16 protein-coding genes are annotated in these 21,275 nt (G+C 62.7%); 11 read left to right on the top strand and 5 right to left on the bottom strand.

What is annotated here, in order from left to right; genetic code table 11:
* Positions 1-392 precede the first annotated feature (392 nt).
* The 4 genes from xdhA to guaD all read left to right on the top strand — a co-directional run bounded on the left by xdhA (position 393) and on the right by guaD (position 6,737).
* Complete coding sequence (gene xdhA, locus ACFW0B_RS03275) at positions 393-1,832, top strand: xanthine dehydrogenase small subunit (protein ID WP_449146523.1); 1,440 nt, start codon at positions 393-395, stop codon at positions 1,830-1,832.
* Entirely contained in the window at positions 1,825-4,221 is a 2,397-nt protein-coding gene (xdhB, locus tag ACFW0B_RS03270; RefSeq protein ID WP_449146522.1) for a xanthine dehydrogenase molybdopterin binding subunit, read from the top strand. Before xdhA ends, xdhB begins: the two co-directional genes overlap by 8 nt.
* A 242-nt stretch (positions 4,222-4,463) precedes the next feature.
* The gene (gene xdhC, locus ACFW0B_RS03265) at positions 4,464-5,297 is read left to right on the top strand and encodes a xanthine dehydrogenase accessory protein XdhC (protein ID WP_449146521.1); all 834 of its coding nucleotides are present in this window, start codon (positions 4,464-4,466) and stop codon (positions 5,295-5,297) included.
* A gap of 132 nt (positions 5,298-5,429) precedes the next feature.
* Positions 5,430-6,737, top strand: a complete 1,308-nt coding sequence (gene guaD / locus ACFW0B_RS03260; RefSeq protein ID WP_449146520.1) for a guanine deaminase — start codon at positions 5,430-5,432, stop codon at positions 6,735-6,737.
* Between the two features lie 271 nt (positions 6,738-7,008).
* Here guaD and ACFW0B_RS03255 read toward each other — a convergent pair whose 3' ends face one another.
* Positions 7,009-7,779 (bottom strand): GntR family transcriptional regulator, encoded by a 771-nt coding sequence (locus ACFW0B_RS03255; RefSeq protein ID WP_449146519.1) that lies wholly within the window; start codon positions 7,777-7,779, stop codon positions 7,009-7,011.
* Positions 7,780-8,396: 617 nt separating this feature from the next.
* On the opposite strand from ACFW0B_RS03255, the gene ACFW0B_RS03250 reads away from it, so the two are divergent.
* Positions 8,397-9,746 (top strand): NCS2 family permease, encoded by a 1,350-nt coding sequence (locus ACFW0B_RS03250; protein WP_449146518.1) that lies wholly within the window; start codon positions 8,397-8,399, stop codon positions 9,744-9,746.
* A gap of 609 nt (positions 9,747-10,355) precedes the next feature.
* On the opposite strand, the gene uraH is transcribed toward ACFW0B_RS03250, so the two are convergent.
* The gene (gene uraH, locus ACFW0B_RS03245) at positions 10,356-10,709 is read right to left on the bottom strand and encodes a hydroxyisourate hydrolase (protein ID WP_271412201.1); all 354 of its coding nucleotides are present in this window, start codon (positions 10,707-10,709) and stop codon (positions 10,356-10,358) included.
* Positions 10,710-11,130: 421 nt separating this feature from the next.
* Here uraH and puuE point away from each other — a divergent pair, with 421 nt between their 5' ends.
* The 6 genes from puuE to ACFW0B_RS03215 all read left to right on the top strand — a co-directional run bounded on the left by puuE (position 11,131) and on the right by ACFW0B_RS03215 (position 17,193).
* Positions 11,131-12,060, top strand: coding sequence for an allantoinase PuuE (gene puuE / locus ACFW0B_RS03240; protein ID WP_449146517.1), 930 nt, complete (start codon positions 11,131-11,133; stop codon positions 12,058-12,060).
* A complete protein-coding gene (gene uraD, locus ACFW0B_RS03235; RefSeq protein WP_449146516.1) occupies positions 12,057-12,572 on the top strand; it encodes a 2-oxo-4-hydroxy-4-carboxy-5-ureidoimidazoline decarboxylase in 516 nt (171 codons plus the stop codon). Before puuE ends, uraD begins: the two co-directional genes overlap by 4 nt.
* 163 nt (positions 12,573-12,735) lie before the next feature.
* Positions 12,736-13,239 (top strand): ureidoglycolate lyase, encoded by a 504-nt coding sequence (locus ACFW0B_RS03230; protein ID WP_449146515.1) that lies wholly within the window; start codon positions 12,736-12,738, stop codon positions 13,237-13,239.
* Between the two features lie 52 nt (positions 13,240-13,291).
* Complete coding sequence (locus ACFW0B_RS03225) at positions 13,292-14,590, top strand: urate hydroxylase PuuD (RefSeq protein WP_449146514.1); 1,299 nt, start codon at positions 13,292-13,294, stop codon at positions 14,588-14,590.
* 231 nt (positions 14,591-14,821) lie between these two features.
* Positions 14,822-16,168, top strand: a complete 1,347-nt coding sequence (locus tag ACFW0B_RS03220) for a nucleobase:cation symporter-2 family protein (RefSeq protein WP_449146513.1) — start codon at positions 14,822-14,824, stop codon at positions 16,166-16,168.
* Between the two features lie 173 nt (positions 16,169-16,341).
* On the top strand, positions 16,342-17,193 hold the full coding sequence (locus ACFW0B_RS03215) for a nucleoside-binding protein (RefSeq protein WP_449146512.1): 852 nt from the start codon (positions 16,342-16,344) through the stop codon (positions 17,191-17,193).
* 252 nt (positions 17,194-17,445) lie between these two features.
* Here ACFW0B_RS03215 and ACFW0B_RS03210 read toward each other — a convergent pair whose 3' ends face one another.
* From ACFW0B_RS03210 to ACFW0B_RS03200, 3 genes are all read right to left on the bottom strand, one after another.
* Positions 17,446-18,255, bottom strand: a complete 810-nt coding sequence (locus ACFW0B_RS03210; protein WP_449146511.1) for an outer membrane protein OmpK — start codon at positions 18,253-18,255, stop codon at positions 17,446-17,448.
* A gap of 675 nt (positions 18,256-18,930) precedes the next feature.
* Positions 18,931-19,749 (bottom strand): substrate-binding periplasmic protein, encoded by an 819-nt coding sequence (locus ACFW0B_RS03205; protein WP_449146510.1) that lies wholly within the window; start codon positions 19,747-19,749, stop codon positions 18,931-18,933.
* Between the two features lie 67 nt (positions 19,750-19,816).
* Complete coding sequence (locus ACFW0B_RS03200) at positions 19,817-21,175, bottom strand: 8-oxoguanine deaminase (RefSeq protein ID WP_449146509.1); 1,359 nt, start codon at positions 21,173-21,175, stop codon at positions 19,817-19,819.
* Positions 21,176-21,275 lie beyond the last annotated feature (100 nt).

Raw genomic sequence — 21,275 nt, 5'->3', positions numbered from 1 at the left:
CGAACTGGGGAACATTGTGCACTGCGCCGGAGCATTCCCGCGGCAAAGCTCCGGCGCTGACAGTACTACGGGTACGGGCAGTGGGTGCAAGAGCAAAAAGGGGAAATTTCCGACTCTGCCGCAGGACGCGAACAGGCGGCGGAGTTTATCACAAGGCAAAGAACACCAACGGCAGCCCCGGAGCACCCGGCCTGTCCTTTCCTACACTTATGGACAGGTGGCACGAATTGCGTTCGACCCCTGAGACAGAGCGGTCGCGGCGGCTAATAACCAAATGGCAGGAAGAATTCCTGACTTTTGAGTCAAATATTTGTTGACCCACAAGTCAGACCCTTCTAAATTTGCCCCCATACGAGCCCTCGTAAAAACAATAAAGTGCCTGGAGGTCGTCCTTGATCCAGTTTTTACTCAATCGGGAGCTGCGCACCGAGCAAGCCCTCGATCCCAATGTCACGGTGCTCAACTACCTGCGTGAGCATGTCGGCAAACCCGGTACCAAAGAAGGCTGCGCCTCGGGCGATTGCGGTGCCTGCACCGTGGTCGTCGGCGAGCTGGACGGCGACCGCATCCGCTACCGCACCCTAAACTCCTGCCTGACCTTCGTGTCGTCGCTGCACGGCAAGCAACTGATCACCGTGGAAGACCTCAAGCACCAGGGCCAACTGCATTCCGTGCAGCAGGCGATGGTGGATTGCCACGGTTCCCAGTGCGGCTTCTGCACCCCCGGCTTCGTCATGTCGCTGTTCGCCCTGCAGAAGAACAGCAACGGCTACGACAAGGCCCAGACCATGGAGGCCCTGGCCGGCAACCTGTGCCGCTGCACCGGCTACCGCCCGATCATCGACGCCGCCGAGCAGGCCTGCTGCCAGAAGCAGCCCGACCAGTTCGACGCCGCCGAAGCCCAGACCGTCGCCCAGCTGAAAGCCATCGCCCCGCGTGAGACCGCCGAGCTGAACAGCGGCGACAAGCGCTGCCTGGTTCCGCTGACCATCGCCGACCTGGCCGACTTCTACGTGTCCAACCCGCAGGCCCGCCTGCTGGCCGGCGGCACCGACCTGGCCCTGGAAGTCACTCAGTTCCATCGCGAACTGCCGGTGATGATCTATGTCGGCCACATCGAGGACATGAAGCGCATCGAGCAGAACGGCGACTACATCGAAATCGGCGCTGCCACTCCGCTGTCCGACTGCTACGAGACCCTGTCCCGCGAATACCCGGACTTCGGCGAGCTTCTGCACCGCTTCGCCTCCCTGCAGATCCGCAACCAGGGCACCCTGGGCGGCAACATCGGCAATGCCTCGCCCATCGGCGACGCCCCGCCGCTGCTGATCGCCCTCGGCGCCGAGATCGTCCTGCGCAAGGGCAACCAGACCCGCATCCTGCCGCTGGACGAATACTTCCTCGACTACAAGGTCACTGCCCGCCAGGAGTCCGAGTTCATCGAGAAGGTGCGTGTGCCGCGCGCCCGCAAGAACCAGACCTTCCGCGCCTACAAGGTCTCCAAGCGCCTGGACGACGACATTTCCGCCGTCTGCGCCGCGTTCAACCTGGTGATCGAGAACGGCCAGGTGCGCAAGGCCCGCGTCGCGTTCGGCGGCATGGCCGGGATTCCCAAGCGCGCCAGCGCATGCGAACAGGCCCTGATCGGCGCCGCCTGGTATCCGGGCACCGTCGAGCGCGCCTGCGAGGCACTGGCCAAGGACTTCACCCCGCTCTCGGATTTCCGCGCCAGCAAGGAATATCGCCTGCTGACCGCCCAGAACCTGTTGCGCAAGTTCTTCCTCGAGCTGCAATCCCCAGAAGTCGAAACCCGGGTGACCGCCTATGTCTAACAAGCACCATTTCAAGACCCAGGAAGAGCTGGCGGAACTGTTCCGTGCCGACATCACCACCGGCGTCGGCAAGAGCGTCAAGCACGAGAGCGCGCCCAAGCACGTGACCGGCGAAGCCGTGTACGTTGACGACCGCCTGGAGTTCCCCAACCAGTTGCACGTCTATGCCCGCATGAGCGACCGCGCCCATGCGCGCATCACCCGCATCGATACCACGCCCTGCTACCAGTTCCCGGGCGTGGCCATCGCCATCACCGCCAAGGACGTGCCCGGCCAGCTGGACATCGGTCCGGTGGTCGCCGGCGACCCGCTGCTGGCAGACGGCAAGGTCGAGTACGTCGGCCAGGTGGTCCTGGCCGTGGGCGCCGACAGCCTGGAAACCGCTCGCAAGGCCGCCATGGCCGCCATCGTCGAATACGAGGACCTGGAGCCCGTGCTGGACGTGGTGGATGCGCTGCGCAAGAAGCACTTCGTACTGGACAGCCACCAGCACAAGCGTGGCGACTCCAGCGCCGCGCTGGCCAACTCGAAGAACCGCATCCAGGGCACCCTGCACATCGGCGGCCAGGAACACTTCTACCTGGAGACCCAGATTTCCTCCGTCATGCCCACCGAAGACGGCGGCATGATCGTCTACACCTCCACCCAGAACGCCACCGAAGTGCAGAAACTGGTGGCCGAGGTACTGGGCGTGCCGATGAACAAGATCGTCATCGACATGCGCCGCATGGGTGGCGGTTTCGGCGGCAAGGAAACCCAGGCGGCCGGCCCGGCCTGCCTGTGCGCGGTGATCGCGCACCTGACCCGGCGTCCGACCAAGATGCGCCTGCCGCGCATGGAAGACATGACCATCACCGGCAAGCGTCACCCCTTCTATGTCGAGTACGACGTGGGCTTCGACGACAACGGCCTGCTCACCGGCATCGAACTGGAACTGGCGGGCAACTGCGGCTACTCGCCCGACCTCTCCGGCTCCATCGTCGACCGCGCGATGTTCCACTCGGACAACGCCTACTTCCTCGAAAACGCCACCATCAATGGTCACCGCTGCAAGACCAACACCGCGTCGAACACTGCCTACCGCGGTTTCGGCGGCCCGCAGGGGATGGTCGCAATCGAAGAGATCATGGACGCCATCGCGCGCCACCTGGGCAAGGACCCGCTGGAAGTCCGCAAGCTGAACTACTACGGCAAGGACGAGCGCAACGTCACCCACTACTACCAGACCGTCGAGCACAACATGCTCGCCGAGATGACTGCGGAACTGGAAGAAAGCGCCGAATACGCCAGGCGCCGCGAGGAAATCCGCGAATTCAACGCCAAGAGCCCGGTACTGAAGAAAGGCCTGGCAATGACGCCGGTGAAATTCGGCATCAGCTTCACCGCCACCTTCCTCAACCAGGCTGGCGCGCTGGTGCACATCTACACCGACGGCAGCATCCACCTGAACCACGGCGGCACCGAGATGGGCCAGGGCCTGAACACCAAGGTCGCCCAGGTGGTGGCCGAAGTCTTCCAGGTGGACATCTCGCGCATCCAGATCACCGCCACCAACACCGACAAGGTGCCCAACACCTCGCCGACCGCTGCCTCCAGCGGCGCCGATCTGAACGGCAAGGCCGCGCAGAACGCTGCCGAAACCATCAAGGGCCGCCTGGTTGAGTTCCTTGCCAATCACTTCAAGGTGACCGCCGAGGACGTGCAGTTCAAGAACGACCAGGTACGCGTGCGCGACCACTTCCTCTCCTTCGAGGAAATGATCCAGCTGGCCTACTTCAACCAGATCTCGCTTTCCAGCACCGGCTTCTATCGCACGCCGAAGATCTACTACGACCGCGACAAGGCCGCCGGCCGCCCCTTCTACTACTTCGCCTATGGCATCGCCTGCTGCGAAGTGCTGGTCGACACCCTGACCGGCGAGTACAAGATGCTGCGTACCGACATCCTGCATGACGTGGGCGCCTCGCTGAATCCGGCCATCGACATCGGCCAGGTCGAGGGTGCCTTCGTCCAGGGCATGGGCTGGCTGACCACCGAGGAACTGGTGTGGAATGCCAAGGGCAAGCTGATGACCAACGGCCCGGCCAGCTACAAGATCCCGGCCATCGCCGACATGCCCATCGACCTGCGGGTGAAGCTGGTGGAGAACCGCAAGAACCCCGAGCAGACGGTGTTCCACTCCAAGGCCGTGGGCGAGCCGCCCTTCATGCTCGGCATCGCCGCCTGGTGTGCCATCAAGGACGCCGTGGCGAGCCTGGCTGACTACAAGGCACAGCCACAGATCGACGCGCCGGCCACCCCGGAACGCGTGCTCTGGGGCGTCGAGCAGATGAAGAAGCTGCAACGGCCGGCCAAGGCCTCCACCCCAGCGGAGACCGAGCCGGCATGACCCGGTAGGAGCCAGCTTGCTGGCGAAAGCGTTGCCTCCAACGACACGCGATTCGCCAGCAAGCTGGCTCCTACATAGAAAAAACGGTGCAGAACAATGACAACATCCACCGATCGATCGAAGACGACGCAGCAAGGCAACGACGCCGTGCTGCTGGAAACACTGCCAGCCCCGGTCCGTCCCAAAGACGACTGGCGGCTATCGCGAACCACCAGGCCACTGCGTAGCTGGAGATTGAGCAAATGAGCTGGATCAGCGCCCTCGCCGACCTGCAGCAACGCGGCGAACCCTGCGTGCTGGTGACCATCATCGAGGAGCGCGGCTCCACGCCGCGCAACGCGGGTTCGAAGATGGTCGTCACCGCCGATCGCATCTTCGAAACCATCGGTGGCGGTCATCTCGAGTTCAAGGCGATGGAGATCGCCCGCGAGATGCTCGAAAGTCGCAGCCAGGACACCCGCCTGGAGCGCTTCAGCCTGGGCGCCAGCCTCGGCCAGTGCTGCGGCGGCGCGACCGTATTGCTGTTCGAACCCATGGGCCAGCCACAAGCGCATATCGCCGTGTTCGGCGCCGGCCACGTCGGCCGGGCCCTGATTCCGCTGCTCGCCAGCCTGCCGTGCAAGGTGCGCTGGATCGACTCGCGGGAAAACGAATTCCCCGAACAGATTCCCTCCGGCGTGGAAAAGGTGGTCAACGAGGACGTGATCGACGAAATCGCGGATATGCCCAAGGGCAGCTACTTCATCGTCATGACCCACAACCACCAGCTGGACCTGGAACTCACCGCCGAGATCCTCAAGCGCAACGACTTCGCCTACTTCGGCCTGATCGGCTCGAAGACCAAACGGGTCAAGTTCGAGCACCGCCTGCGCGAACGCGGCTTCGCAAGCGAAACCGTGCAACGCATGCGCTGCCCGATGGGCATCCAGGAGGTCAAGGGCAAGCTGCCGGTAGAGATTGCCATTTCCATCGCCGGTGAAGTGGTCGCTACCTACAACGCCAACTTCGGCCAGGAAGTGAAGAAGGGCGAAACCATCGCCAGGCTGATTCCTTCCTCGCGCCGCGAACAGGCCTGAATCATTCCTTCCCCCACGGGGAAGGCGACGCGTAAGTGCCGGGTGGGGAGAGCCGCGTGACAGGGAGCTCCCCACTCCGGCCCCTCCCTCGGCAAGGACGCAAGAATCGCAACGCCAACGAACGAGACTGACATGACCAGCCACGTAACCGCCTACCGCTCCGCCATCCTGCACAGCATCGCCGACCCCGCCCAGGTGGGCGTCGAGCAGTCCTATCAGTATTTCGAGGACGGCCTGCTGGTGGTGGAAGACGGTCGCATCAAGGCCCTGGGCGAAGCCGGAGCCCTGCTGCCGGGCCTGGAGGCCGGCGTCGAGGTGCATGAGTATCGCGATGCCCTGATCACCCCCGGTTTCATCGACACCCACATCCACTTCCCGCAGACCGGCATGATCGCCTCCTACGGCGAGCAGCTGCTGGACTGGCTGAACACCTACACCTTCCCCACCGAGAAGCAGTTCGCCGACAAGGCCCACGCCGCGGACGTCGCAGGCATCTTCATCAAGGAACTGCTGCGCAACGGCACCACCACCGCCCTGGTGTTCGGCACCGTGCACAAGGAATCGGTGGATGCTTTCTTCGAAGCCGCCCAGGCACTGGACCTGCGGATGATCGCCGGCAAGGTACTGATGGACCGCAATGCCCCGGACTACCTGACCGATTGCCCCGAGTCCGGCTACGCGGACAGCAAGGAGCTGATCGAGCGCTGGCACGGCAAGGGCCGCCTGCACTACGCGGTGACGCCACGCTTCGCCCCCACCAGCACTCCGGAGCAACTGGAGCTGGCAGGCAAGCTGTATGCCGAGTACCCGGGCCTGTACATGCACACCCACCTGTCCGAGAACCGCAAGGAGATCGAATGGGTGAAAGAGCTGTTCCCGGAGCGCAAGGGCTACCTGGACGTTTATGACCACTACAAGCTGATCGGCCAGCGCTCGGTATTCGCCCACGGTGTGCACCTGTGCGACGACGAGTGCAAGCGCCTGGCGGAAACCGGTTCGGCGGTAGCCTTCTGCCCCACCTCCAACCTGTTCCTGGGCAGCGGCCTGTTCGACTTGCAGAAGCTGGAAGAGCACGGTGTGCGCGTGGGCCTGGGCACCGACGTGGGCGCCGGCACCAGCTTCTCGCAACTGCAGTCGCTGAACGAGGCGTACAAGGTGATGCAACTGCAGGGCAAGAAGCTCGACCCCTTCAAATCGCTGTACCTGGCAACCCTGGGTGGCGCCCGCGCGCTCTACCTGGACGACAAGATCGGCAACTTCCAGGCCGGCAAGGATGCGGATTTCGTGGTCCTGGACTACAAGGCCACCCCGCTGCTGGACTACCGCATGCAACAGGCCAGGAGCCTTGCGGAACGCCTGTTCGCCCTGACCATCCTCGGCGACGACCGTACCGTGAAGGAAACCTTCGCTGCCGGTCGCAGCGTGCACAAGCGCGACTGATCGACCGCGCAAACAGAAGAGCCCCGCTTCGGCGGGGCTTCTTGTTTCAGCACGTAACGGAATTCATCCTTGCTGGGTAGAGGGCAATATCAGGCAGACTCGGTGCCTGGCCATTTCGCGAATGAATTCGCTCCCACTGGCAACGCGCCCCAAAAGAAGCTCCGTAGCCCGTTCGCCTCGCTCCGCGTCAACCTGTGTTTCCCCTGTAGATTCCCGATTTGCCGCTCAAATAAATAGCCCCGCTTTCGCGGGGCCATTTGTCGGGTCTGAATCAGGCGCTACGCGGCGTTGTACGTCCGGGCTTCTTCTTGGTCTGCAGCAGGTGCGAGAACACCGCGTGCAGGTCGTCCGAGGCGCCGCCTTCGTCCAGGTTCAGCTTGTCGTCGATGTGATCCATGTGATGCATCATCAGCATCACCGCGCGCTCGGCGTCACGGGATTCGATGGCGTCGATCAGGCGATTGTGCTCATCGAAGGAACAGTGGGAGCGGCTGCCGCTCTCGTACTGGGCAATGATCAGGGAAGTCTGCGACACCAGGCTGCGCTGGAAGCTCACCAGCGGCGCGTTCTTCGCCGCCTCGGCCAGCTTCAGGTGGAACTCGCCGGAAAGACGGATGCCGGCGCCACGGTCGCCACGGGAAAAGCAGGCCTGCTCCTCAAGAACCATCTGCCGCAGTTCCTGCAGCTGTTCGGCGGTGGCGTGCTCTACCGCCAGCTCGGTGATGGCGCGCTCCACCAATCGGCGCGCATAGAAGATCTGCCGGGCTTCCTCGACACTGGGGCTGGCCACCACGGCGCCACGATTGGGTCGCAACAGCACCACGCCTTCATGGGCAAGGCGCGACAGGGCGCGTCGGATGATGGTGCGGCTGACGCCGAAAATCTCACCCAGGGCCTCTTCGCTCAGCTTGGTTCCGGGAGCGAGGCGCTGTTCGAGAATGGCATCGAAAATATGCGCGTAGACGACGTCGTCCTGAGTGCCGCTGCGGGTGCTTTTGGCAGTGCGCGACTGCTTCTTGAGTGGCTGCAACTGTTCGTTCATGGGTGCTCGCGTAAAAGGGGTTCGGCAGTCTTCCAGGGCCCTTTTTGCCCCTTTCCGTCGGGCTGAACAGGTCGGTCAGCGAAGGAAATCAGGGAAAAAGCGAGTGATATTGTACACAATCATCCTTCCTTGAACAGTTTCGCAGCAGCTCCAACCCAATTCCTGACCGATTGCACAGGTTTTTCCAGCAGGTTCCAACCAACTCTCTTCGAACGAGGTTTGAAGCGATGAACCTGCTGATCCCCTACATTTTTTTGTCATAAGCACGGCTGGCGCAGTGCCATTTGGTGCTTTCGCACTCCTCTCCCCAAACCGCACCTCTTCTGACCTAATTTAGTAAGCCATTGTTTTTTAAAGATTTCGTCAATTCGTTAGGCTGCAAATTGTCGCAGCAAAAACTAACCTCAAGGTCAGCTTTTGTTGATTGGTTCGTTTTTTCGAACATTGAAAACATTATTTGTTTTTTTTGTATACAAAGGCATAATCGCGCCGTGACTTCCTGACTCCGCGGTCAAGTATTCAGGCAAGTGCACCACTCACGCCATCCGCCTCAGTCAGTCCGGAGCCAGCTCCAGGCTCTGGGTGAACAAAACAAAAGAGATGAGGAGTACCACGCTGTGGAAAGCATCAAACAACAAGAACAAGGAACGTACGTCGCTACACCACCCACCAGGGGCCTGCTTGAACGTCTCTTCAAGCTCAGCCTGCACGGCACCACCGTGAAAACTGAACTGGCTGCAGGCCTGACCACCTTCATCACCATGGCCTACATCATTTTCGTCAACCCGAACATCATGGCAGATGCCGGGATCGATCATGGCGCGGCCTTCGTTGCAACCTGCCTTGCCGCAGCCTTCGGCTGCCTTCTCATGGGCCTCTACGCCAACTGGCCGGTGGGCCTCGCCCCGGGCATGGGCCTGAACGCCTTCTTCACCTACACCGTGGTCAACACCATGGGCTACAGCTGGCAGATCGCGCTCGGCGCGGTGTTCCTCTCCGGCGTGCTGTTCATGATCCTCACCTTCTCGCGCATCCGTGAGTGGCTGCTCAACAGCATCCCGAGCAGTCTGCGCTTCGCCATGGGTGCGGGTGTAGGCCTGTTCCTCGGACTGATCGGACTGAAGACCGCCGGCATCGTGGTTGCCCACCCGGCCACCCTGGTGCACATCGGTGACCTGACCTCCCCCGGCCCGCTGCTGGCCGCCATCTGCTTCCTGATGATCGCGGTACTGGAGTACCGCCGCATCTTCGGCGGCATCCTGATCAGCATCCTCACCGTGACCCTGATCGGTGTCGGCCTGGGCATCGTCAAATTCGGCGGCGTGTTCTCCATGCCCCCGAGCCTGGCACCGACCTTCATGGCCATGGATATCACCGGCGCGTTCAACGTGACCATGGTGAGCGTGATCCTCGCGTTCCTCTTCGTGCACATGTTCGACACCGCCGGCACCCTGATGGGCGTGGCCCAGCGCGCCAACCTGGTGCAGGAAGACGGTCGCATCGAGAACCTGTCCAAGGCCATGAAAGCGGACAGCGCCTCCAGCGTGTTCGGTGGCGTGCTCGGCGTACCGCCGGTCACCAGCTACGTGGAAAGTGCCGCGGGCGTTGCCGCTGGCGGCCGCACCGGCCTGACCGCAGTGACCGTGGGCATCCTGTTCATCGCCGCGATGTTCTTCGCCCCGCTGGCCGGCATGATCCCCGCCTACGCCACCGCCGGTGCACTGATCTACGTTGCGATGCTGATGATGGGCGGCATGGCTCACATCGACTGGAAGGAACACACCGAAACCATTCCGGCCATCGTCACCGTCATCATGATGCCGCTGACCTTCTCGGTCGCCGACGGTATCGCCCTGGGCTTCGTGACCTACGTCGCCATGAAGGCCTTCACCGGCAAGTACAAGGAAGTCTCGGTGAGCCTGTACGCCCTCTGCGCCATCTTCGTGGCCAAGTTCATCTTCCTGTAATCGCTGGAAGCGCTTCACCGGGCCCTGTCGCTTTGCGCCAGGGCCTTTTCATTGGCGCCGCACAGATTTCGCGATCAGCCGGTCCGGGCTGGCGATGAGCGGCGCCGTCCCTGCCTGGTCTCCGCACCTTATTCGTCTCCCGACGCAGTACCACCCCGTTGCCTGACAGCGACAGACCAGAACGATTTCCGACCGCCGGCCAGCGAAATGACCAAGGCCACCTAGACTCTTCCCTGAACCGACATTGCCCCCTGCATCAGCGCAGCTTCCCAGGCTGGCGCACAGGCTTTGCATTGCCGATTTCCGAACTCCCTTGCGCATCTCCCCGTGATGCGTTTCAGCCCGGCTTGTGCCGGGCTTCTTTTTTGGCCCGCGTCCTATGGGGCCCCACAGGACGGGGAGGCTTTTGCAGGTCGGGTCGGGCGGCGCTCCGCGAGCGAAGCGAAACCCAACGCAGCGGACTTGTCCGGCAGTGTTGGGCCTCGCTCCTCGGACCAACCTACGGAACTTCTTTCTTGTCCTGGCACTTTTCTGCGGACGAAAAAAAGGCCCGCAGTGTGGACGGGCCGTAAAAGACTCCAGTGAGTCGAGGGTAACGAGTAGTCGGTACTAGCTGCCGCGATAGGTGGAATAGCTGTAGGGGGAGATCAGCAGCGGCACGTGGTAGTGATCCTGCTCGGCGGAGATGCCGAAGCGCAGCACGACCACATCGAGGAAAGCGGGTTCGGCGAGCTTCACGCCACGAGCACGGTAGTAGTCGCCGGCGTGGAAGTGGATCTGGTAAACGCCGCTCTGGTAGTCGGCACCTTGCAGCAGGGGCGCATCGCAGCGGCCGTCGTCGTTGGTGGTGGCGGTGGCGACCAGCTCCAGGCCCGCGCCTTCTACGCGATAGAGCTCGATCTTGATATCACGGCCAGGGCAGCCGTGAGCGGCATCCAGTACATGCGTGGTCAAACGTCCCATTGCTCGCTGGGCGTCTGCCTGGCCGGTGCGTGGCCAAGGCAGGAACGCCACACCTCCTCTGCTTGTTCATATCGGTGTATGGGTGGGGTCGAAGCCCCGGTACGGAGCGCAGAATAACATGCGACCGACGAAATGTAAGACACAAAATCAAAAAATTGTACACAATCTACACGCCATATCCCGCTGAGCCTGCGTGACGACTGGCCTGAACCGAATTTGCGTGCACCGGCCAGCCCTCGGGCCTTTTGCCATGCAGACCTGACCAGATGGGCAAGTTCGCTGAGCGAACGCGGAATGTCGAATTAGACAAAGATTTGATTTACAAAACGCACAACAGTTTGTATACAATCACCCCATCCACGGTCATGCACCGCTTTCCAGGCTGTCGCTGATCGCCCAACAGACAAGAAGGAAGACTGCAGTGAGCGCCGACTACCCACGCGACCTGATCGGTTACGGCAACAATCCTCCCCACCCGCACTGGCCGGGTGAGTCCCGCATCGCCCTGTCCTTTGTCCTCAACTACGAAGAAGGCGGCGAGCGCAATGTGCTCCATGGCGACAAGGAATCCGAAGCCTTCCTGTCCGAGATGGTGGCCGCCCAGCCGCTGCAGGGCGTGCGCAACATGAGCATGGAATCCCTCTACGAGTACGGCAGCCGCGCGGGTGTCTGGCGCCTGCTGAACCTGTTCAAGCAGCATGACATCCCCCTGACCATCTTCGCCGTCGCCATGGCCGCCCAGCGCCACCCGGACGTGATCCGCGCCATGGTCGAAGCCGGCCACGAGATCTGCAGCCACGGCTACCGCTGGATCGACTACCAGTACATGGACGAGGCCCAGGAACGCGAGCACATGCTCGAAGCCATCCGCATCCTCACCGAACTGACCGGCGAGCGCCCGCTGGGCTGGTACACCGGCCGTACCGGTCCGAACACCCGTCGCCTGGTAATGGAGGAAGGCGGCTTCCTCTACGACTCCGACACCTACGACGACGACCTGCCCTACTGGGATCCGGCCAGCACCGCCGAGAAGCCGCACCTGGTCATCCCCTACACCCTGGACACCAACGACATGCGTTTCACCCAGGTGCAGGGCTTCAACAAAGGTGACGACTTCTTCGAATACCTCAAGGACGCCTTCGACGTGCTCTACGCCGAAGGTGCCGCCGGCGCGCCGAAAATGCTGTCCATCGGCATGCACTGCCGCCTGCTGGGCCGTCCGGCTCGCCTCGCCTCCCTGGCGCGCTTCATCGAGTACGTGAAAGGCCACGAGAAAGTCTGGTTCGCCCGTCGCGTCGACATTGCCCGCCACTGGCACGCCACCCACCCGTTCAAAGAGCAAGCCAAATGAGCCGCTTCCAGACCCTGACTCCGTCCACCCTGTCCCGCGAAGCCTTCGTCGAGGCATTCGCCGACATCTACGAGCACTCGCCCTGGGTTGCCGAGAAGGCCTTCGACCTGGGCCAGGACGAGCGCATCGACGATATCGACGGCCTGCACCAGCGCATGGCCGACCTGTTGCTCAGTGCCAGCCGTGAAGCCCAGCTGGCGCTGATCAACGCTCACCCGGACCTGGCCGGCAAGGCAGCCGTCCGTGGCGAGCTGACCGAAGCCAGCACCAACGAACAGGCCGGTGCCGGTATCCACGAATGCACGGCTGAAGAGTTCGCACGCTTCACCGAGCTGAACGACGCCTACAAGGCCAAGTTCGGGTTTCCTTTCATCATGGCGGTGAAAGGCAGCAATCGGCACCAGATCCTGGCGGCCTTCGAGGAGCGGATCCACAACTCCCCCGAAGCCGAGTTTTCCAGGGCGCTGGCCGAGATCAACAAGATCGCGCTGTTCCGTCTGCAGCAGATGTAAGCCGCAGTCGCACCGCCCCTATTCGAGACCGGACGGGCCATGGCCCGTCCATCGGCTCTCCACCGAACCGGAGAGCCAGGGGGGAGGATGGAAATACCACCTTCCCCAACGCCCCTTCCCCACCTCGCGGGATGGGAACCAGCAACGAACAAGTAGAACAGCCATGCGAACCCTGAAGATCGAGCCCCTGACCAAAGAAGCCTTCGCCCCCTTCGGAGATGTGATCGAAACCGACGGCAGCGAGTACTTCATGATCAACAACGGCTCCACCCGCCGTTATCACAAGCTGGCCACGGTCGAGACCGCCCAGCCCGACGACAAGGCGATCATCAGCATCTTCAGCGCCGAATCCCTCGAGATGCCCGTGCGCATCCGCATGCTGGAACGACATCCGCTGGGCAGCCAGGCCTTCATCCCGCTGCTCGGCAACCCCTTTCTGGTCGTGGTCGCGCCCGTTGGCGATGTACCTGTACCGGGCTTGGTCCGTGCCTTCCTAACCAATGGCAGGCAGGGCGTTAATTACCATCGCGGCGTCTGGCACCACCCGGTGCTGACGATCGAAAAGCGGGATGACTTCCTGGTGGTTGATCGCAGTGGTTCCGGTAACAACTGCGACGAGCATTACTTCACTGAGGACGAGCAACTGCTCCTCGACCCCCACCACTAATAAGAGAAGCCCAATGATCGGCGTGCCGGTCGGCGGGAAAGAGGTAACAACTGTGGAAGCACATTTGACCGAATGGCTGAACCTGGGCATTCGCTGGATTCACATGATCACCGGTATCGCGTGGATCGGCGCATCCTTCTATTTCGTCTGGCTGGAGAACAACCTCAATCGCGCCAACCCGCGTGAGGGCCTGTCGGGTGACCTCTGGGCCATCCACGGTGGCGGTATCTACCACCTGGAGAAATACAAGCTCGCCCCGCCGAAAATGCCGGAGAACCTGCACTGGTTCAAATGGGAAGCCTATTTCACCTGGATGTCGGGCGTCGCCCTGCTGACCGTGGTGTTCTACCTGAACCCGACCCTGTACCTGATCGCCCCCGGCGTGGACATCTCTCCGGCTGCCGCGGTCGCCATCGGTATCGGCTCGCTGATCGCAGGCTGGTTCATCTATGACTTCCTCTGCGACTCGCCGCTGGGCAAAACCCCCGCACTGCTCGGCCTGGTGCTGTTCGTACTGATCGTCGGCGCCGCCTGGGGCTTCACCCATGTCTTCAGCGGCCGTGGCTCCTACATCCATGTCGGCGCCCTGATCGGCACCATCATGGTCGGCAACGTGTTCCGCATCATCATGCCGGCCCAGCGCGCACTGGTTAAGGCCATCGAAGAAAACCGCACCCCGGACCCGGTCCTGCCGGCCAAGGGCCTGCTGCGTTCGCGCCACAACAACTACTTCACCCTGCCGGTGCTGTTCATCATGATCAGCAACCACTTCCCGAGCACCTACGGTAGCCAGTACAACTGGCTGATCCTGGCCGGGATTGCAGTACTCGCGGTACTGGTGCGCCACTACTTCAACACCCGCCACGACAGCAACAAGTTCGCCTGGACCCTGCCGGCCGGCGCCCTGGGCATGATCTGCCTGGCGTTCGTCACCGCGCCCAACTACAAGTCCGCCGAACCGAGCGTAGCCGTGGAACCGGCTCACCAGGAGCAGGCCGCTCCCGCCGCCAGCAGCGCCGCTGCCCCGGCCAGCGAGAGCAAGCCGCAGGCTGCCGAACCGGCCGCCCCGGCCCAGGCCAGCGCCACCGGCACTGACTTCGGCAAGGTCCACAGCGTGATCCAGGAGCGCTGCACCGTCTGCCATTCCTCCAAGCCCACCAGCCCGATGTTCACCTCGGCTCCGGGCGGCGTGATGCTCGACACCCCGCAGCAGATCCAGATGCTCGCTCCGAAGATCCAGGCCCAGGCCGTCGCCAGCCAGATCATGCCGCTGGGCAACATCACCCAGATGACCCAGGAAGAGCGTGACCTGATCGGTCGCTGGATCGCCCAGGGCGCCAAGACCAACTGAGTATCAGGGGGAACCCCGGTTCCCTCAGTAACCACGGCGGGTGGTGACCCCAAGCACCGCCCGCTTTAAAGCCTGCCTCCCCGGGTGGGCTTCTTTTTCATCCAGTAGTACCCACTGTTCCCACGCCGGGCGCCACCCTCCCGGCCAGCAACATGAATACCCGGCACGCCGCTCCCACAAAGCGCGGCAGTGCCAAGCGACTTAAAAGAACAAAAGCGCCCGAGGTGTTGCATGACCCCAACGACAGAGCGAGAAATCGCCCTTTCGCCCGCTGACCAGCGCCTGCCTTTGCTGCAATTGCTGCTTGTCGGTTTCCAACATGTCCTGCTGATGTACGGTGGCGCCGTCGCCGTACCCCTGATCGTCGGCCAGGCCGCCGGTCTGTCCCGTGAAGAAATCGCCTTCCTGATCAATGCCGACCTGCTGGTTGCCGGCATCGCCACCATCATCCAGTCCATCGGCATCGGCCCGGTGGGCATCCGCATGCCGGTGATGATGGGCGCGAGCTTCGCCGCCGTGGGCAGCATGGTGGTGATGGCCGGGATGCCCGGCGTCGGCATCCAGGGTATCTTCGGTGCCACCATCGCTGCCGGTTTTTTCGGCCTGCTGATCGCCCCTTTCATGTCACGCATCGTGCGTTTCTTCCCGCCGCTGGTGACCGGGACGGTGATCACCTCCATCGGCCTCACCCTCTTCCCGGTTGCGGTCAACTGGGCCGGCGGCGGTAACCAGGCCAGCCACTTCGGTGCCCTGGAATACCTTTCCATCGCCGCGCTGGTACTGGGCACCATCCTGCTGGTGAACCGCTTCCTCAAGGGTTTCTGGGTGAACGTCTCGGTACTGATCGGCATGGCCCTGGGCTACGTCCTCGCCGGTGCCTGCGGGATGGTCGACCTCAACGGCCTGGACGAAACGCCCTGGTTCCAGGTGGTGGAACCTCTGCACTTCGGCATGCCGAAGTTCGAGCTGGCGTCGGTGCTGTCGATGTGCCTGGTGGTGGTGATCATCTTCGTCGAATCCACTGGCATGTTCCTCGCCCTGGGCAAGATCACCGGCCGCGAGGTCTGCTCCAACGCACTGCGCCGCGGCCTGATGTGCGACGCTGGTGCCTCCTTCCTGGCGGGTTTCCTCAACACCTTCACCCATTCGTCCTTCGCCCAGAACATCGGTCTGGTGCAGATGACCGGGGTGCGCAGCCGCTATGTGACGGTCGCCGCGGGCGCCTTCCTGATCGTCCTCAGCCTGCTGCCGAAGGCCGCCTTCCTGGTGGCCTCGATTCCGCCGGCGGTGCTCGGCGGCGCAGGTCTGGCGATGTTCGGCATGGTGGCCGCCACCGGCATCAAGATTCTCCACGAAGCGGATATCAGCGACCGTCGCAACCAGTTGCTGGTCGCCGTCAGCATGGGAATGGGCATGGCGCCGGTGGTACGCCCCGAACTCTTTGCCCAACTCCCCCACTGGATGGAGCCGATCACCCATAGCGGTATCGCCATGGCCACCGTCAGCGCCCTCACCCTGAACCTGCTGTTCAACATCCTGGGTGAAAAGGAACGCAGTCGACACTGCGCCGCCCACTGACCCTGTTTGCTCCCATCCGGCCGTGCCCATGAGGCATGGCTGGAACTCCACAGCCCGTCTACCCGGCGGGCTCTTTTAAGCAATTGCCTGGTACCGGCCTGCATCTGCACAAGGCCGCTCAGGACGCGTTCAACCACGATTTCGGCGATACAACAACAAGAAGGAGTCACTGAATGCTTCGCTATCCTGCCCTGGCGCTTGGCGCCGCCCTGATCGCCACCACCCCGACCGGCTTTGCCGCTGAAGACGGCAAGTTCTTCGAGTGGGCGAACAACAGCGTCGGCTTCCGCTACGGCCAGCAGTTCACCAACCCGAACAACCCGAACAAGTTTTCCAAGCGGATCTACAGCTTCACCCACGCCGATGGCTACCGGTACGGCAGCAATTTCTTCAACCTGGACGTTTTCCTCTCCGACAGCCGGGACCCACGCAAGGGCACCGACTACGGCGGCAGCGAGGTCTACGCGGTCTACCGGCACCAGTTGTACGCCTCGCGGGTGTTCGACCAGCCCCTGGGCACCGGCCTGATCAAGGACTACGCCTTCACCCTCGGTTTCGACGCCAACCGCAACAACAACCTGGCCTCGGCCAAGAAGCGCGCGGTGGTATTCGGCCCGACCCTCAAGTTCAACGGTGCCGCCGTACTTGACCTGAGCCTGCTGTACTACCGCGAGAAGAACCACTCGGGCATCCCCAGCGCCAAGCACCCGGACCACACCTTCGACGGGACCTACATGGTCAACCTGACCTGGCTGAAGCCCTTCCAGCTGGGCGATCACGACGCCAAGTTCCAGGGATTCATCAACCACGTGGGGGAAAAGGGCGAAGACTACTTCGACAAGGACACCGCGCCGGAAACCCTGATGCGGACGTCCCTGATGGTCGCTGCGATGCCCGGCGCCAAGCGCAAGCCGAACCTCTGGCTGGGTGTCGGCTACGAGTACTGGCACAACAAGTTCGGCGTCGACGGCGGCCGTGGCAGCCGCACCTCGACGCCGACGGTGAACCTGGAATTCACCTTCTGAACCGAGTCCCGCCGAAAGGCGTTCAATCCCCTTTGCGACCCGGAGGGAGGCCAGTCGTCGTGAGGGCGAATTGATTCGCGAGTAGCCGTGCTGCGGCGCCCGGTCTGGTACACCGGGAAATCCGCAGGCTCGCATCACGCATGAATTCGCTCCCGCACTGCAGCGACCGGCTGGCGCCATGGATGGCTCTCCTCCCCTTTTAACCGAGGGGAAGGCGTGGTGCGCCTTCCCCCGGTCTTTTTTCCCGATGGATCAGAAGTGCACTTTGACCAGCAGGCTGGCGGTGTTCTGGTTGGTGCCACCGAGGATCTCGTCACCCAGGAAGCTCTGGCTGTCGATGCCGTACTTGTCCTTCCAGTAGTCGTACTCGAAACCGACGTAGAGCTGCTTCTCGCCCCAACCCATGGCCTTGCCCAGGTCGTACTTCACCTGCGGGTTGAAGTGCAGGTTGGCGTGGTAGGTACCGCGATCGTTCTCGTCGTTGTCCACCACCCAGTCCATGAAGCCGTCGATCAGGATGTCGGAATTGCCCACCGGGATGGTGTAGCTCCACACGGGGGTGATCTGCCAGACATCGTCACCCGGGCGGCTGCCGTCGGTCTGCCGGTTGTAGAAGTTGATCTGGAAATAGTCGAAGCCGGGAATCGCCAGGTCGAAGCCAGGACCGATCAGGTAGGACTCGACGTCGCCTTCACCGAACTCGTAGGTCATCGCCAGCAGCACGTCGGTCACCGGACCGAACTGGATCTTCTGGTCGAAGATCTTGCCGAAGGACAGGCGCGGCTGGAACTCGCCGTAGTAGGTGTTGTCACCGACCTGCGCGTCCTTGTCGCCGTTGTAGAAGATCTTGTCCAGGAAGAAGAAGTTATCGCCGTACTTCCAGCCATCCGCGTGCTCGAAGGTCACGGTCTGCTGAATCTCCGGATTGATCTTGAAGTCCTGGCCGTAGAGGTAGGTCAGGCTGTTGTTCTGCCAGAACAGCAGATCACCGGCGAGGGCCTGGCCACCTCCGAGCAATCCGGCGGTAAGGGCGAGGCAGTGCGGCAGATACTTGGCATTCATGGTTTATCCCTTGTTGTAGTGGGTTGCAGTTTTTCCACCCCGCACCCACCCGGAGCCCACCCTTGATCAGGGCAGGCTGCAGGCGGGTTCGGGATTGGAGGGAGTTGCGCGCGCCGGGCGTCAGCCGCTGAGGCCGAGACTACAGTGGCGGGCGATACCGGGCGGGCTGTCTTCAGCGTTGCGCTGTTCGGCTGCGTCCAGGGGGATCTTCCGGGCCACATTCAGCGGGGCCGGAAAGGTGGCTTGTTCTGTGGATACATCGGTCAGCGGCTGGCCGGAACGTCCAGACAGGCCTGCCGCGGGCCAGCTCGCAGCGGCGATGCCGCACGTGCCCGAGGGTGACAACGGAGGGACGGAGATGAGGCGATGCCTCGGCCGTCGACGGCCTTGCCGGCCGCTGCGGAGTTCGGAGCGAACCCCGAAGGTGTCGGATGAACTCATGGGTAAAGCCTGCCTAATTGTTTTTGTCGGTCGTGGGCTTACACGGGTGGTGATGAACACCCCATGTAGTTACTCATCAGAAAAAGCTGATCTTTGGGTCAGGTTTTACGGATTATATACACGCTGTGCACAACACAAACAACATTTTCTTTCTAGATTGTGCACAAAACGCCGAGCGGGATTTCGTCCGATCCGTGCCGAACAGCTCTGGCCCGGAAGCGCGGGCGATGCAGGTCAGGGCCTGGCCTTCTCCTTCTGGCGCTTGAGGAAGTCCACCTTCCACTGCTCCATCCCGAGGTATTCGGAATCCAGGTTGGCCTCGACCTGGTAGCGCGCCTTGAGCGCTTCCACCTCCTGGTGGTGTTCGGCGAGGAAACGGTCGAAGCGTGCGATCAGCTCGGGATACTTGAGGCTGGAGAGATTGAAAGTGCCGCGGGTGTGCGGGAGCTTCGGGTCGAACACCAGCGCACCGGGGCGGGCACGGATGTTGTCGAGGTAGTAGGTGGCGACCACCACGTTGTAGTAGGCGCCGTCCGCCTGCTGCCTCATCGCCTGCTTGATCATCTGGCCGAGGTCGCTGCTGTGCACCACCTCGGTCTGGCCGGCGTCGATGCGCTCCTGGTAGCTCCAGGGCGTCCAGCCGTCGACTACCGCGAGCCTGGCCAGACCGTCAACGCCCTGCCCCTGGCGCTTGGGCGCTACCAGCACCCCGTCGACATACTCAACCACCGGCTGGCTGTAGGTGATGCCCTTGCCGTTCTTCAGATCACCCGCCCAGTTGGGGTTGTCCGGGTACTTGAAGTCGATGCTGCCGTTGAGCAAATGCTGGGTGAGCTGGTTGACCGGCAACGTCTGAAACTGGATATCCAGACCGGCGTCACGGGCGAACAGATCCAGCAGGTCGCGGGCGAAGCCCTGGTATTCCCCCTGGTCGCTGACCCAGTAGTGAGGCTGGAAGGCCTGCTTCTCCACACCGATCACATAGGTCTGCGCCAAGGCGCCATTGGCGGACAGAAGGCCGGCAGCCAGCCAGCCGAAAACCCGAGGTTTCATGACCCCCTCCTTATTCTTGTTGGGCGGGACAGAGCAGGAGCGGGATCACCCCGCTCCTGGTGGCGAATTACTCGCCGGACACCAGTTGGCGAGCCAGCTGGTTATGGCGCTCCAGTACGCGCGGCAGGTCCACGGTGACCAGATGGCCATCGCGCACCACCACCTTGCCGTTGATCACACTGGTGGAAACATGGGTCGGGGTGCAGAACACCAACGCCGCCAGCGGGTCGTGCAGGGCACCGGCATAGGCGATGTGATTGAGGTCGAAGGCCACGAAGTCCGCAGCCATGCCCGGCGCCAGGGCGCCGATGTCGTCGCGGTTGAGTACCTTGGCACCACCCAGGGTGGCGATTTCCAGCGCCTCGCGGGCGGTCATGGCATCCGGGCCGAACCCCACACGCTGCAGCAGCAGCGCCTGGCGCACCTCCCCGATCATGCTGGCGCCATCGTTGGAGGCCGAACCGTCCACACCCAGGCCTACCGGCACGCCGGCATCGCGCATGCGGCGGACCGGGGCGATGCCGGATGCAAGGCGCATGTTCGAGCAGGGGCAGTGGGCAACGCCGGTGCCGGTGCGAGCGAACAGCTCGATGCCGTGCTCGTCCAGCTGCACGCAGTGGGCGTGCCAGACGTCGTGGCCGACCCAGCCCAGGTCTTCGGCGTATTCGGCCGGGGTCATGCCGAACTTCTCGCGGCTGTAGGCGATGTCGTTGACGTTCTCGGCCAGGTGGGTGTGCAGGGAAACCCCGTATTGACGGGCCAGTACTGCGGCTTCGCGCATCAGGTCGCGGCTCACCGAGAACGGCGAGCACGGCGCCACCACCACCCGCAGCATCGAGCCGTGGGAGGCGTCGTGATAATCCTCGATCAGGCGCTGGGATTCCTTGAGGATGTCGGCTTCCTTCTCCACCACCGAATCCGGCGGCAGGCCGCCCTGGCTGCGGCCAACGCTCATGCTGCCGCGTGCGGCATGGAAGCGCATGCCGATTTCACTGGCGGCGTGGATGCTGTCATCCAGCTTGCAGCCGTTGGGATAGATGTAGAGGTGGTCACTGGACGTGGTGCAGCCGGAGAGGATCAGCTCGGCCATCGCGGTCTGGGTAGAAACGCCGATCATCTCCGGAGTCAGGCGCGCCCAGATCGGGTACAGGTTGGTGAGCCAATTGAACAGCTCGCCGTCCTGGGCCGCCGGCACCACGCGGGTGAGGCTCTGGTACATGTGGTGGTGGGTGTTGACCAGGCCGGGGATGACGATCTTGCCTTTCATGTCCAGCACTTCGTCGGCGCTCTGCGGCAGCTCGCTGCTCGGTCCGACCTGCACGATGCGGTTGTCCTCGATGAACATCCCGCCCTGCCGGATCTCCCGGCGCTGGCCATCCATGGTCACCAGCAGGTCGGCGTTCTTCACCAGTAGCGTCTTGCCCATGCGTATTCTCCTTCGCCCCCGAGGGCGCTCTTGTTTTCAGTCGATGTTTGATCGCGGGATCGGGATTCCTGGGGTCGAGCGAAGCGGTCCTGGCAAGGCG

The organism is Metapseudomonas phytobenefica, assembly GCF_043392685.1.
Classification (GTDB): Bacteria; Pseudomonadota; Gammaproteobacteria; order Pseudomonadales; family Pseudomonadaceae; genus Metapseudomonas.
This window is presented reverse-complemented; position numbering and strand designations above follow the sequence as displayed.

Excerpts from the sequence above, each read along its gene's own strand:
- xdhB (WP_449146522.1), top strand. The coding sequence starts at position 1,825 with ATGTCTAACAAGCACCATTTCAAGACCCAGGAAGAGCTGGCGGAACTG.
- xdhC (WP_449146521.1), top strand. The coding sequence starts at position 4,464 with ATGAGCTGGATCAGCGCCCTCGCCGACCTGCAGCAACGCGGCGAACCC.
- guaD (WP_449146520.1), top strand. The coding sequence starts at position 5,430 with ATGACCAGCCACGTAACCGCCTACCGCTCCGCCATCCTGCACAGCATC.
- ACFW0B_RS03255 (WP_449146519.1), bottom strand. The coding sequence starts at position 7,779 with ATGAACGAACAGTTGCAGCCACTCAAGAAGCAGTCGCGCACTGCCAAA.
- uraH (WP_271412201.1), bottom strand. The coding sequence starts at position 10,709 with ATGGGACGTTTGACCACGCATGTACTGGATGCCGCTCACGGCTGCCCT.
- uraD (WP_449146516.1), top strand. The coding sequence starts at position 12,057 with ATGAGCCGCTTCCAGACCCTGACTCCGTCCACCCTGTCCCGCGAAGCC.
- ACFW0B_RS03230 (WP_449146515.1), top strand. The coding sequence starts at position 12,736 with ATGCGAACCCTGAAGATCGAGCCCCTGACCAAAGAAGCCTTCGCCCCC.
- ACFW0B_RS03220 (WP_449146513.1), top strand. The coding sequence starts at position 14,822 with ATGACCCCAACGACAGAGCGAGAAATCGCCCTTTCGCCCGCTGACCAG.
- ACFW0B_RS03215 (WP_449146512.1), top strand. The coding sequence starts at position 16,342 with ATGCTTCGCTATCCTGCCCTGGCGCTTGGCGCCGCCCTGATCGCCACC.
- ACFW0B_RS03210 (WP_449146511.1), bottom strand. The coding sequence starts at position 18,255 with ATGAATGCCAAGTATCTGCCGCACTGCCTCGCCCTTACCGCCGGATTG.
- ACFW0B_RS03205 (WP_449146510.1), bottom strand. The coding sequence starts at position 19,749 with ATGAAACCTCGGGTTTTCGGCTGGCTGGCTGCCGGCCTTCTGTCCGCC.
- ACFW0B_RS03200 (WP_449146509.1), bottom strand. The coding sequence starts at position 21,175 with ATGGGCAAGACGCTACTGGTGAAGAACGCCGACCTGCTGGTGACCATG.